Origin of the sequence: Blastopirellula marina DSM 3645, from assembly GCF_000153105.1 — a bacterium.
Taxonomy (GTDB): Bacteria; Planctomycetota; Planctomycetia; order Pirellulales; family Pirellulaceae; genus Blastopirellula; species Blastopirellula marina.
Map to the genome: position 1 here is coordinate 407,274 of NZ_CH672377.1, position 13,200 is coordinate 420,473.

The 13,200-nt window shown below is 56.7% G+C and carries 8 protein-coding genes; 4 read left to right on the forward strand and 4 right to left on the reverse strand.

What is annotated here, in order from left to right; translation table 11 throughout:
• Positions 1 to 291 precede the first annotated feature (291 nt).
• Both DSM3645_RS20760 and DSM3645_RS20765 read left to right on the forward strand, forming a co-directional pair.
• Complete coding sequence (locus DSM3645_RS20760; protein ID WP_002654527.1) at positions 292 to 708, forward strand: hypothetical protein; 417 nt, start codon at positions 292 to 294, stop codon at positions 706 to 708.
• A gap of 464 nt (positions 709 to 1,172) precedes the next feature.
• Positions 1,173 to 2,717: a hypothetical protein gene (locus tag DSM3645_RS20765; RefSeq protein ID WP_040352895.1), complete on the forward strand. Its 1,545-nt coding sequence runs from the start codon at positions 1,173 to 1,175 to the stop codon at positions 2,715 to 2,717.
• A gap of 412 nt (positions 2,718 to 3,129) precedes the next feature.
• Here DSM3645_RS20765 and DSM3645_RS20770 read toward each other — a convergent pair whose 3' ends face one another.
• The gene (locus DSM3645_RS20770; RefSeq protein WP_002654530.1) at positions 3,130 to 4,461 is read right to left on the reverse strand and encodes an HD domain-containing protein; all 1,332 of its coding nucleotides are present in this window, start codon (positions 4,459 to 4,461) and stop codon (positions 3,130 to 3,132) included.
• Positions 4,462 to 4,669: 208 nt separating this feature from the next.
• Between DSM3645_RS20770 and aspS the strand changes: the two genes are divergently transcribed.
• Positions 4,670 to 6,454, forward strand: coding sequence for an aspartate--tRNA ligase (gene aspS, locus DSM3645_RS20775; protein WP_002654531.1), 1,785 nt, complete (start codon positions 4,670 to 4,672; stop codon positions 6,452 to 6,454).
• Between the two features lie 3 nt (positions 6,455 to 6,457).
• On the opposite strand, the gene DSM3645_RS20780 is transcribed toward aspS, so the two are convergent.
• Positions 6,458 to 8,068 carry an ArnT family glycosyltransferase gene (locus DSM3645_RS20780; RefSeq protein WP_002654532.1) on the reverse strand — a complete coding sequence of 537 codons (1,611 nt, stop codon included), beginning with the start codon at positions 8,066 to 8,068 and terminating at the stop codon, positions 6,458 to 6,460.
• A gap of 118 nt (positions 8,069 to 8,186) precedes the next feature.
• Positions 8,187 to 10,274: a glycogen debranching protein GlgX gene (glgX, locus tag DSM3645_RS20785; RefSeq protein WP_002654533.1), complete on the reverse strand. Its 2,088-nt coding sequence runs from the start codon at positions 10,272 to 10,274 to the stop codon at positions 8,187 to 8,189.
• Positions 10,275 to 10,713: 439 nt separating this feature from the next.
• On the opposite strand from glgX, the gene purM reads away from it, so the two are divergent.
• Positions 10,714 to 11,775, forward strand: a complete 1,062-nt coding sequence (gene purM / locus DSM3645_RS20795) for a phosphoribosylformylglycinamidine cyclo-ligase (RefSeq protein WP_002654535.1) — start codon at positions 10,714 to 10,716, stop codon at positions 11,773 to 11,775.
• Positions 11,776 to 11,846: 71 nt separating this feature from the next.
• Here the strand turns inward: purM and DSM3645_RS20800 are convergent, their stop codons facing one another.
• Positions 11,847 to 13,049, reverse strand: coding sequence for an amidohydrolase family protein (locus tag DSM3645_RS20800; RefSeq protein ID WP_131282760.1), 1,203 nt, complete (start codon positions 13,047 to 13,049; stop codon positions 11,847 to 11,849).
• Positions 13,050 to 13,200: the final 151 nt, after the last annotated feature.

The following is a 13,200-nucleotide window of genomic DNA, read 5'->3' on the forward strand; positions in this document are numbered from 1 at the left end:
CTAGTTTAGAACTGCCGCTTCGCGCCTAAGACTTCGCCCGCATTCCGCAACTATCGCAGGGTGGGTGCAGCACGCAAGATTTCCGGCGGGCAAAATGGATCGACAGGGCCGATTGATTAACCCAACAACCATGCCGAACCGGCAATCGGGTTCGGCCGGTTGCGTTGAACCAAACGTGTCGATGGAAGATGGTGGAATCGATTGCGGTTTCGCTCTACCCAATCTGCGATGCTAGAAATATCTCCGTCCTTGCCCCGTGACGGTCAACGTGCTGACAAGACTGGAACTCCAATGGACTTCAAAAAGCCCGTGATCGTCTACTCCGCAGCGACCAACTTCGAAGCCCTTTTGATCGTCGCAATGCTTCACACCAACGGCGTGCCCGCGCATGCGGTCGAAGTCCAGTCGGGCGTCAGTCTGTGGGCACTCGGAACGATCGGGCAATTTCACAAGCCGAACATCTGGATTGACGAAGCAACCCAGAAAGAGGCCGCTGACCTAATCCGAGACTTCGAAGCGAAAAGAAAATCACGCAACGCGCCTGTGAATGGCTTGGCGGACATCAAAGTCATCTGTGAAGACTGTGGAAAAACTACATCGTTTCCGAATTCACTCGACGGGACGACGCAAGAGTGCCGACATTGCGCCGCGTACGTGGACGTTTGGGATTTGGGATGGGACGATGACTTTGGTGAGACCGAGGACTGAATCCATCGCGACGGAGACGACCACAACAAGGCCGTCATCCAGCTACTTCTTGCATCGCCTGAAGTTCTCGAGAAGTGCGACGATGATGGACACTCCAGGCAACGGCAGACGTTGAAGGCCGATTGATAGTGGTGGAATGGACTTCCTCTCTATCATTGAATTCGACCGCATCCATGGCCACGCAAGCCCGTAGACAGAGCACGGGCGCGAGACTACGCGGAACTAGTTGAGGTCTATCCAAATTAGTAGACGCCTACGTTCGGCGACACCGCTAGTTTTCACGCAAAGACCAGACAGTTGCTGAAGGTCAGCGGCTCATAAATCAAGAAGACTCGCCATTGCCACCTCAACAATTGCTGTTATTCAATTGCACCTTTTCTGTCATTTCTGTTGACAAACAAAAACGCGTTCCTCTATTCTTGGTAAATCCTTTCTTCTATCTTTTCATACCGAAGGAGAATGCTATGATTTCGCGATCTTGGATCATTTGCGTTACACTTTCAGTTTGCATTTCCGCAGGATCGACTGCAGCACAATCACCGTCTTCCAATCTCGACGAGGCCGGAAAACACATAGCTGTTGAGTTGGTTAGCTTCTTAGACTCCGTTCGCCCTGCGGTCGGGAAGAACCAAATTGGCATCCTGGCATTTGGCGACATTAATAGAATCATCACACCGTCAATGGGCGATTTCCCGCTGAAACTTCAAGCTCAGACAATCGAACACTTGATAGAACAACTGATTAACAATCCAGCGACAGATCCATTAGCATCAGATTTCGACGTTTTTACATACTCTCAACTCGAAGCGGTATTCAGCGCCCCGGTCAGTCCAAGCGGCTTGAATGATCTCGATCTAACCGCAGCTCGTGCAGCATTGGCGAATTTCAGCCAAATCGATGTGGCAATCGTCGGGCACTTTGAGATTGATGGAAAAACACTAAAACCACAAGACATCGGCAGGACCGTAAGTGTGTCGGTAACCGCTTTCACAGCAACAGCAGCCGAGACCTTTACTTTTTCTATGACTACGAGTGATCTTCTGCCAACGACTCCAGGAGGAGGCCCTGGCCCGCAGATAGGCGATAGTGATAACAACGGTAACGGAAGAGCTGACGTCAATTCCAACTTCATCGTCGAATTCTTCGCGCAACCAAATGGTTCAAGCACTTTTGAGCAGGTTCCACTAAAGCTAGTCACCGACGCCGGAAGCCCTCTGTTCAATACTTTTCTTGTTGTTTTAGATCGCGACCGTTTCGCTGGACAACGATATAAACTGCGAGTAAAAAACCGCGGTGGAAAACCGCACTTTATTCTTCCCGGAGAGCGAACGCCAAATGGAGACGGAACGGTGACGGTAGGCGTCATGCGTTGCCCAGATCCGCCAACCCCAAATGCCGAAGATCGCGTGTATCTGCTCTCGAGCTATGTCGATGGCGTATCAACGATAAATCGTCGAATTACCAACTCGGCAGGAGGCCTAGAATTCACCAAAGACATTCGGCATCAGGCCTTCGTCGGACGTCGCATCCTGACACCGCCCAAAAAATGGTTTGTCAGAGAAGATGGGTTTGAAAATAATCGCTTCAAAGATGCCAAACTGACTCCTTCGAAGCCTGGGTTGGTAGACCACAGCGAACAGGAGATTCTTGCATTTCTCAACGTGCGAGATGATGGCAGTCAAACGACCGGCAATGTCTTCGTTCTAGGCGATGCCCAGGAATCGGTCGGAGCAGAATTCGTCTCCACGGGACGAAACTCAATAGGAATCATTTCACTCTATTTCTTCGCCGAAAAGTTGCCGAACGAGACTGGCGCTGCTGAGGCAAAAGTCCTTTCAGAAAATGCCGCTACAATCGCTGGGCCCGAGATCCCCCGCCCAGTGATCCGTGTTGGTATTAAGAATGTCTATCCAGTCCCGATAGAGACTTGGCACATCCGCTATATGTACGACGAGGGATCGGGTGATGTACCACCAGCGATACCGATTGACCTATCGCCGAATGGCTAATCGCTAAAGAATAAGTCCATGTCATTGATACTTTTTCAAAACAAGTAGTTGCACTAGGCAATATGCGTCGAATTTCGCATCTACGTGGCAACGTGGCTTTGTTAGAGCTGAGCCCAAGTGAACGGAAACACTGCTTTCGGCTGCCAAGCAATTCTCTTGAAGTACATGTAAATTTTCGGGCCGATCGTGAGCCTTCGCTCGACCTTTGACCACGGCGGAATCCGGTGAAAGAAGAAAGGATCCGCCCCAACAAACGTCAGCATCTCCGGTGAGACACATACCCAGGACGAGCGAACGCGCCCTGGGCTAGTTAAACTCAGAGTTTGGCGCCGAACCGCCCACGGTTCCCTCTCCGCTTTGCTTGCGGCCGCATTCCCTCGCTGGCGCAACGGGCTAGTGTTTAAGCTCTCCCTTAGTCGATCGCTTCGATCGCGTCGGACAGTAGCGCTTCGATGTTATCGATCTTGCGCAGGTCATCAATGATCGCGGGGTGCGCGAAGACGCGGACCTTTTTCACGTAGTCGTCGAACTGGCGTTTGGCCAAGGTTTCTACCATCGGCGAGACCTGGCCTAGCAGGCGGTATTTGTCTTCTTTGGGCGAGAAGATCTCGATGTTGAACTGCACTTCTAATTTGATCGGCGGCGCGTCGATCAAGATTTCGTGCGGCGCGATGCGGCGGGTCATCGTGGTGCTGAGCCGGTTGGCGAATTCGGCCGACAAGCGTTCGAGCCATGCGTAAGGCCGTCGCGCGATCAGGTCGTAGAAATCGGGGTTTTCGACAAAGCTGTATTCGAGCAGACGTTTGTAAACGCGGCGGACCGGGCCAAACAAACCGAACAGCAGATCCCGTGCAGGGCCGTTGCCGGCGGCGCCCCGCATCGATGCGATCATCGGTTGCTCGACCTGGCGGAAGAGGGAATCGAGATCGAGCTGATCGTGCAGCATGTAGAAGGCGCGTTGGAACATCGCGGTGCCTGATCGAACGGCGTGATGCCAATAGACTTCGCTGAACATCACGTAGCGTGCGAAAACCATCATCTCGGCGGCGGTGCGCCCTTTGTTGGTCAGCGCGAGTCCTGTGCCGGCTTGATTCAAACAGAGACTGCCGATCAGGCGCTGTTGGTCAAAGTTCAAGCCGTACGGAACGCCGGCGTGCAAACTATCGCGGCGCAGATAGTCCATCTTGTCGACATCGATCGGCCCTGACAGCAAACTTTGCAGCACCTGCATTTTTTTGTTGCGGGGCTTCTCCGATAGCAGCGCCACCACGTCGCGCGGATTGATCCCCCAATCATCCCGCAGGCAATCGGCGATCTCCCCTTCCAGCAAAAAGCTGTTGGCGAACATCTCGTGCTGCGGCACGTTGGCCAGCCGCAAATCTTCGATCGGATGACAAAAGGGCCAATGCCCCAGGTCATGCAGCAGGGCCGCGACGATCAGCAGCTCGGCGTCGGCCGGCGTGATGATTTCGGCGAAACGCTCATCATGTGCAAGCTGCTGCAAATAGAGGAGCGCCGTTCGGTAAACGCCCAGCGAATGCTCGAACCGGGTATGGTTGGCCGCCGGGTAAACCAGCGAGACCAGCCCCAATTGGCTGATTTGCTGCAAACGGCGGAACTCGGGCGAGTCAATTAATTGCCGAACCCGCGGCGATAGCGGGACGTCCATCTCGGGGGGAATGCGGACGACCTGGCGTTTGACGTTGAGCCCGGCGACTTCGGGGATGTGCAAAATATCGGTCATTGGCCCGGTATACCGCGCTTCAGGTCGGCTGAGAAGACGACGAACAGGGTCCGCCTAACATGCGCAAACGGCAGTTTCCGCGAAACTTAACGGTTGGGACGCGGCGACTCGGGCCATCGCTGGCGCGGGGGAACCTTTGCGCATTGGCCGCGTCCGTCTAGAATACGTGATTTCCCCCCTACCGGCAGCCCAAATTCGGGAATCCCCTGTGTTACGAACGCATACTTGCGGCGAGCTTCGTGCCGCTCAAATCGGCCTTGAAGTTACTTTGTGCGGCTGGGTCGACAGCTATCGCGACCATGGCGGCGGCCTTTTTATCGACCTGCGCGACCGCTATGGCAAGACGCAAGTCGTCTTTAGCCCCGAAAGCGGCGCCGCCGTCCAAGAAGCGGCTCGCGGCCTGCGTAACGAAGACGTGATCAAAGTTCGCGGTCAGGTCAGCGCTCGCCCCGCAGGGACGGTCAACCCGAAGCTGATCACCGGGGAAATCGAAATCCGCTGCGTCGAGCTAGAAATCCTCAACAAGTGCAAGACGCCGCCGTTTTTGCCGACGCAGCAAGATATGCCGGGCGAAGATCTCCGTCTAAAGCACCGCTATCTCGACCTGCGTCGTCCGGCGATGCAAGAAACGCTGATGCTCCGCAGTCGCATCATCAAGATGATGCGCGACTATTTTGAAGAGCAACAATTTATCGATGTCGAAACGCCGATTCTGGGACGCAGCACGCCGGAAGGCGCCCGCGATTATCTGGTGCCAAGTCGCGTGCATCATGGTCATTTCTACGCACTGCCGCAGTCGCCGCAGCTGTACAAGCAGATCTTGATGATGGCCGGCTACGATCGCTACGTGCAGGTCGCGCGCTGTTTCCGCGACGAAGACCTGCGTGCCGACCGTCAGCCAGAGTTCACCCAGTTGGACGTCGAGATGGCGTTTGTCGACAAAGATGACGTGATCGGCATCATCGACGGCTTGGTCCAGCGAACCGCCAAAGAGCTCAAAGGACTCGACGTTCAATTGCCGCTGCCGCAAATGACCTATGACGAAGCGATGGAGCGTTTTGGTCACGACGCGCCCGACTTGCGGTTTGGCATGGAACTGGTCGACGCGACCGACCTGGCCGCAGAGGCCGAGTTCCGCGTCTTCAAAGCAGTCGCCGAAGCAGGCAACCGCGTCCGCGGCATCAACGCCAAAGGCGCCGCCGACAAGTACTCGCGCCGCTTGATCGACGAATTGACCGAGTTCGTCTCCAACGACTTTGGCGCCAAGGGACTCGCTTGGTTCAAGTGCGAAGCGGACGGCAAATTGGCCTCGCCGATCGCCAAAAACTTTACCGAAGAACTGTTGGCCAAGTTCAAAGACCGCTTCGAAGCTGAGCCCGGCGACTTGATCTTGATTGTCGCTGACAAGTTCAGCGTAACCTGCAAGGCGCTGTACGCACTGCGAAAACGGTTGGCGGCCGAGCTGAAGTTGTACGATCCCAAGCAGATGCACTTCTCGTGGATCGTCGAGTTCCCAATGTTCGATCATGACGAAGAGACCGATCGCTGGGTCGCGATGCATCACCCCTTCACCGCGCCGCGCCCGCAAGACCTAGAGCACCTGGAAAGCGATCCCGGCAAATGCCGCGCGGTCGCCTACGACCTGGTGATCAACGGCAGCGAAGCAGGCGGCGGTACGATGCGGATCCACGACAACAAAGTGCAGCAACAGGTCTTTGGCCTGTTGGGGATGACGCCGGAAGACGCCAAAGAACGTTTCGGCTTTTTGCTCGACGCGCTGCAATATGGCGCTCCGCCGCACGGCGGCATCGCGTTGGGGATCGATCGCTGGGTGATGCTGTTTGGCGGCTTGGATAACATCCGCGACTGTATCGCCTTCCCGAAGACGCAGCGCGCCGCCGACCTGATGACCGATGCGCCCGGCAATGTCGATCGCAAGCAGTTAGATGAATTGGCGATCAAGATCTTGCGTCCCGAAGAACTGAAGAAGTAGCCGCTAGTCGGCGGCTAACTTTTCGGCCCCTTTGCGGTAGGTTCGCAACTCATAATCCAGTAGCGGCGACGTGGCGATCAGTCGCCACTCGCTGTGGCTGTTGATTTGTTCGGCCAGCGGATCGCGCGAATCGACGATCAACGTTTGCACGCCATATTCGTCAAATTCGGCGTCGGCGGTGCTCCAATCGCTGGCGAATGATTTTCCGAGAAATGGCTGTTTCGCGTAATACGAAATCAGCAGGCCGTCTTGCCAACGATCGCCGATCATCGCGATTGGACCATCGACTCCTTTGCTCGCCAGCAGCTCCGAATACTTCTTGATCGCGCGTCCCGAACCACGTTCGTTGAAGACGTCGCGCAACAGGAAAAAGCCAGGCCGAGCGCAACATCCGACCACCAAATAGGCGGCCAACGCATAAGGCGCCCAGCGGCGCGTCGCGCTTAGTGATACGGTCTCGGCGTCGACGTTCAGCAGCCATTCAATAAAGGCCCACAGCTGCGCCACGCACAGCGGCAGCAGCACCGGCGCCATGTAACGGGGTTCGAACGCGACCGGCAAAAAGCCGCCGGCATAGATGCCGCACGTCGCAATCATCCAGACCGCGGCGAACTTGCTCCGCTTGTCGCCGTACAAACAGACCGTGAAGCCCGCGATCAGGATCATCGCCGGAAACAGGCCGAGCGGATCGAGCTTCCAAAAGCCGCTGAGAATCTTCTTGCCATTTTCGCGGGTATGCTGCAATTGACGCAGCAGGTTCTCTTGGGACGCGATCGGCGACCAGTCTTCAAAATCAAGTCGCTCCGGCGTCTCCCAAACGCTGTAGCGTCCCGGCTCTGGTTTTTGGATTTTATAGACGACTTTCCAATCGAAGTCTTCAATTCCAACTTGGTAGTGATTGAAGGCGCCCGAATTGGAAAAGGTAAATCGCCCATACTTGCTCGAGAGCGCACCGACCCAAGGCCCGGCGACAATCGTAAACGCGACAATCCCAATCGCCCAGCCAGCACACGCTTTGCCGAAACGAGTTTCTCGGCGATCCGCCAAATACCGCACCGCGACGCAAATGGTGAAGTGGGCCAGGAAGAAAGGAAAAGCATAAGCTTTGGCGAAAAAGGCGATTGCGCCCAGGACGCCGGCAAGCGCCGCGCAGCGCCAATCGGTCAACAGGCGATCCGAAGCGGTCAGGGGAAAATAGACCAACAGGAAACAGGCGAGCGCCACATCCGGCGTGGTCAGCGCTCCGCTCCAAACGGCGCCGGTGATCGCGGCGATCAAGCCGACGATCCATTGTCCGCGCGCATTCAATGCAAAGATTTGCGTCGTCGCCCAGATCGCGGCGGCGACATAGCCGACGCCGAGGATGCCTTGGGCGATCCGAAACGCGACGACCGACTCGATTCCGCTGGCGATCATCGGCGCCGAAAGAGCCGGCAAGAGAGGGCTCCAATATCCCGAGGCCGCTTCCCAGAAATCACCCTGGGCGAAGTAGTCCGCTTGTTGAACGTAAGCCGCGCCGTCGGGGCCGATCGCGTACATGACAACCGGCGCCGCGAGTCCAAATATTGCGACGAAGATCGCCTGGCAAACGAGGACAATTTTCCAACGTACCACGATATTTTAGGGGGAAATTCTGGAGCGATGCGCCCACGCTAAAGGGCGTACTCCAAAAGAATAGCCCGCACCTTGCGGTGCGGGCCATCAAATGTCGATCATTCTCGAAATATCGGTTTTAACGCGCGGCGACGTAAACTCGCATCGAGCGTTCCGGCATGACGAACTTGCCGGAAGCCGGCGGGCGCGGTCCGTTCAAGTCGGGATAAACGTCGGCCGGCGGTTCGGCGGCGGTGTCGACAAACATTCGCCAGCTGGTCGCTTTGGCGACCGGCGGCAGAATAAACTGCGCCGGTGCCGCGCTGGAGTTCATGATCAACAACACGTCACGGCCGACGCCATGCGGATCATTGAACGGCTCTGGAGCCGCCAAGACGCAAGTGAGCGTCCCTTCGGCCGCATCCCAGGTGACCGCCGTTCCTAGAGCGCTGTACCAGTTGACGTCAAACAGTCCGCGACGACCGGTCGGCTTGCCGCTCAGGAAGTGCTTCTGCCGCACCGTCGGCTGATCGCGTCGGAACGCAACCAACGCTTTGACAAACCGTCGCAGGTCGGCGTTCTTCTCGACCAGCTTCCAGTTCATGTAGGAGATTTCGTTGTCTTGGCAGTAGGCGTTGTTGTTGCCCCCCTGCGTTCGACGACATTCGTCTCCCATCAAGATCATCGGCACCCCTTGCGACAATAGCAGGGTGGTCATCATGTTCTTGATTTGTCGCTGACGAGTTTTCTCGATGCTGCGACGACGCGTCGGGCCTTCCACACCATAGTTGTAGCTGATGTTGTGGTTGTCGCCGTCGCGGTTGTTTTCGCCGTTGGCGTCGTTGTGCTTGTCGTTGTACGACACCATGTCGTTCATCGGAAAGCCGTCGTGCGACGTGATGAAGTTAATGCTGTGGTACGGCTGACGTCCGCCTGGTTGATACAGGTCGCTGGATCCAGCCAAGCGAGTCGCCAACGCGCCAAGTTTGCCGGGATCGCCGCGCCAGAACGAGCGGAGGTCGTCCCGATAGCGGCCGTTCCATTCGGCCCAACGCATGTTGGCGAACGAACCGACCTGGTAGGCGCCGGCGGCGTCCCACGCTTCGGCGATGATCTTGGTGTCGGCCAACAACGGGTCTTCAGCAATTGCTTCGACCAGCGGCGGATTGGGCACCAAATTGCCGTTGCGATCACGACTCAAAATCGACGCGAGATCGAAGCGGAAACCATCAATGTGATAGTTGTGGACCCAGTGCCGCAAACTATGGAAGATCATCTCGCGGACGATCGGATGGTTACCGTTGACCGTGTTGCCGCAGCCAGAATAGTTTTTGTAATGGCTGCCGCCGTTGGCCATCATGTAGTAGACCTGGTTCTCGAGCCCCTTGAAGCCGAGAATCGGTCCCATCTCGTTCCCTTCGCAGGTATGGTTGTAGACGACGTCGAGAATCACCTCGATCCCTGCTTGATGCAGCGCCTTGACCATCTCTTTGAATTCGCGAACCTGACCGCCGGGCTCTTTGCTGGCGGCGTAACCTCGATGCGGCGCAAAGAACGCCATCGAGTCGTAGCCCCAGTAGTTGTTGCGGGTCGGCTTTTCACCGGTCATCATGTCCATGATCGGAAATTCATGAACCGGCATCAGTTCGACCGCGGTCACGCCGAGCGATTTCAGGTATGGAATCTTCTCGACCACGCCGGCGTACGTCCCGGGATTTTTGACCCCTGACGTCTCGCTGGCCGTAAAGCCTTTGACGTGCATCTCGTAGATGATCGATTCCGACAGATCACGGCGGAGATGGCGATCTCCTTCCCAGTTAAACTGGTCGTCGACCACCACGCATTTGGGCGGTCGCACGATACCGTCGAAAGCCGGCTGAAACGTTCCGGCCAAAGCTTTGGCGTACGGATCGATCAAGCGCGCTCGGCCGTCAAACAGCATTCCGCGACTGGGATCGTACGGACCTTCGGCTTGGAAGTGATAGAGCTGGCCGGCGCTGACGCCTGGAACAAAGATGCTCCAGATATCGCCCCAACGGTCGGTGTCTCGATCGAAATCGATAATTTCCGACGGCTCGGTATCATCCACCGATTTGTACATCAGCAGGCGCATCGCCGTCGCATTGCGACTGAACACGACAAACTGTACGCCTCGCTCGTGCAGCACGGCGCCGTACGGCAGGATATGAGTAAACTGTAACTCTGGGTGGGGATAAACCATAAGCATAGGTGACGACATTGCTCCTTCGTCAGACGGGCTTCCTCGCATCAGCGATTAAAAGCTAACACCCGACTTGGAGTCGTGTCGTTGAAATCACCCCTCGCTATTTTGTTTTTTGGAATCTAGTCGCTTGTTGCATCATCTGGCGAAACAATAGCTTAGGGTCAACGGTGAAGCACTGCGAAAACCTTGCCGGCTATGACAATCAATGATGTCGCCATGGCGGCAAAGGATACGCACATCCCGCGCAATCCCTTCCACACGGATCATAGCAACGATTGCGACAGCGAAAACAATCGACTCGGCGAGAACTTCTATTTCGCGGAAATTAGCTCAAAAAACGTGGGCCAGCCCGATTCTGCATTAACTGACTCGGCTCGTTGACAATCTGGACCAGCAGCGGGAAAATGGCCTCTTTCTCCCGCAGCTTGCACGAATAAAGTCAATGGCCAAAGCAACTTACAAAGACGCCGGCGTCGATCTCGATATCTACGCCGAGTCGATGTCGCGACTTCCGCGACTCGTCCGCCGAACCCACAGCCCGCGGGTGATGAAACTTGACGGGGGATTCGCCGGGCTGTTTAAGCTCGACTTTGACAATTCTTTATTTGCCCGCAAGTACGAAAATCCCGTCCTTATTTCGTGCACCGACGGCGTTGGTACAAAATTAAAAATCGCGGAAAAAACCGGGATTCACAAGACGGTTGGGATCGATCTGGTCGCGATGTGCGTGAATGACGCCATCTGCTGCGGCGCCGAACCCCTCTTTTTTCTCGACTACATCGCGATGGGCAAGGACGACCCCGATCTGCTGGAAGATCTGGTCGAGGGGATTACCGACGGCTGCCTGCAGGGGGATTGCGCCTTGGTCGGCGGCGAAACCGCGATCATGCCCGACATCTATAAGGTGGGGGATTATGACATGGCCGGCTTTTGCGTCGGCGTCGCCGAACGTGCGCATTTGATCGACGGCTCGGCGATTGCGGCCGGCGACAAGGTGATTGGCCTCAGCTCCAGCGGAATCCACTCCAATGGGTTTAGTCTGGTCCGCAAAGTGGTCTTTGAACTCGCCCAACTGACCGTCGACCAGACGATCGACGAACTGGGAGAAACGGTCGGCCAAGCGCTGCTGCGACCGACCAAGATCTACGTCGCACCGGTTCGCAAAGTGCTGAACCACTACAAGGTGAAAAACGTCGTCCACGGCGTCGCGCATATTACCGGCGGCGGTTTAGCCGAGAATATCGAGCGCATCCTCCCCAAGAACGTCGACGTGCAGATCGATGGGCAATCGTGGAGTCGCCCGGCGGTCTTCCCCTGGCTGCAAAAGCTGGGTGAAATCGAAGAGGCCGAAATGGCCCGCGTCTTCAACATGGGAATCGGCCTGACCTTGATCGTCAGTTCGTACTACGCCAACAGCGTGAAGAGCCTCGTCGCCGACTGCGGCTTTGAAGCGTTCGACATCGGTGAAGTAGTCGATGGCAGCGGAAAAGTGACGATTCAGTAAACGCGACTGAAACGGCGGCAAATGGGGGCAGAAAAGGGGGGCAGGTCCCAATTTTGCTGCGGCCCCTTTCTTCAGACAGGCTGCGGCTCGACGGCCAACATCGCTTCCGGCAGCGCGCTTTGCGTTACGTTTGCCGGAACCGCGAACGTCACTAACGGGGCCGCTTTCCCCACGGTTAGCGAACCGTAGGTTGACTCAATCCCCAGCGCAATCGCCGGCGTTATCGTCACCATCCGCAGAAAATCGCTAGGCGGGATTTCTGGAAAAGTCGCTGCCGCAAGGCGCACATCGCGCCAAAGCGCCAGGTCGGGATTGGAGGCGCGCGAGTCGGTTCCGATCGCCAGCGCCGCGCCCCATTGGTAAAGCTTCGCCAATGGGTGACGATCATGCCCAAAGTACTGATGCGTCCGCGGGCAATAGACCAAGGTCAGCGACGTTGGACGCTCGGCGACGTATCGCAACTCTTCATCATCGAGATAGTTGCCGTGGATCACCAGCGCATGTTGCGCTTCGGACAAGCGACGCAGATAGTCGAGCGGCCGCGTTCCCGCAGCAAAGACGTCGTCGCGCCAGACCCCAAATTTCTCTAGCAGCTCGCGAAACGGCCCGGTCTGGCGATCGAGCAGTTCTAGCTCTTCCCGCGATTCGGCCAGATGCATCGCCAGCGGAGTTTTCGACGCGGCCGACAATTGCGCCGCCGCCGAGACCACATCCCGATGAACCGAGTATGGAGCATGCGGACTCAGTCCGGCCCGTTTGCCGTTGGCGTCAGCTTGCTGCAGATGGACCTGCGCGGCCGCGATCAACTCGGCGCCGCGCTCCGGCGCAAGTCCAATCAGCTCTAAGCAGGAAACGACGCCGTCCGCGGCGGCGTACATGTCCGGGGAATAGGGAACCGTCGTGATCTCGCCCAGCGCCGCGATCCCCTGCGTTTGCGACTCTTTGATACCAGCAGAAATTGCCGCGTTTTTTTGCGCTTCCAACAGCTCGCCGGCAGCAAGCCGCCGCCCGACCACTTGTTGGATCCAAGCGGGAAACGACATGCCGGCTTCCCCCAACGGCTGCGCGATGTCGCTGAATTCGAGATGCGTATGCGCGTTCACAAGCCCCGGCGCCAGCGCTGCATCGCCCAAATCGATCGGCGGCTGTCCCGAGAGATTTTCGCCGACCGCGACAATTCTTCCGGCGGCGACCGTCAGCAGCCCCCCTTCGAGCGGCGGTTGATCGACAGGAACGAGCCACTTCGCTCGATAGCAAACGGGCGCGGCGGTCATGATTAGGTCCTGTATCACGCGTTCTGAAATGTTGTTATTGGAAATCGCGAGCGTCGATTTCTCTTCGTAGCCCACAGCGTCCCGTTTTGAAGTTGCGATAGTTGGCAATTGGCGAACGATCAAACACGACTGAAGGGCGTAAAACAGGGTC

Excerpts from the sequence above, each read along its gene's own strand:
- DSM3645_RS20760 (WP_002654527.1), top strand. The coding sequence starts at position 292 with ATGGACTTCAAAAAGCCCGTGATCGTCTACTCCGCAGCGACCAACTTC.
- DSM3645_RS20765 (WP_040352895.1), top strand. The coding sequence starts at position 1,173 with ATGATTTCGCGATCTTGGATCATTTGCGTTACACTTTCAGTTTGCATT.
- DSM3645_RS20770 (WP_002654530.1), bottom strand. The coding sequence starts at position 4,461 with ATGACCGATATTTTGCACATCCCCGAAGTCGCCGGGCTCAACGTCAAA.
- glgX (WP_002654533.1), bottom strand. The coding sequence starts at position 10,274 with ATGCTTATGGTTTATCCCCACCCAGAGTTACAGTTTACTCATATCCTG.
- purM (WP_002654535.1), top strand. The coding sequence starts at position 10,714 with ATGGCCAAAGCAACTTACAAAGACGCCGGCGTCGATCTCGATATCTAC.
- DSM3645_RS20800 (WP_131282760.1), bottom strand. The coding sequence starts at position 13,049 with ATGACCGCCGCGCCCGTTTGCTATCGAGCGAAGTGGCTCGTTCCTGTC.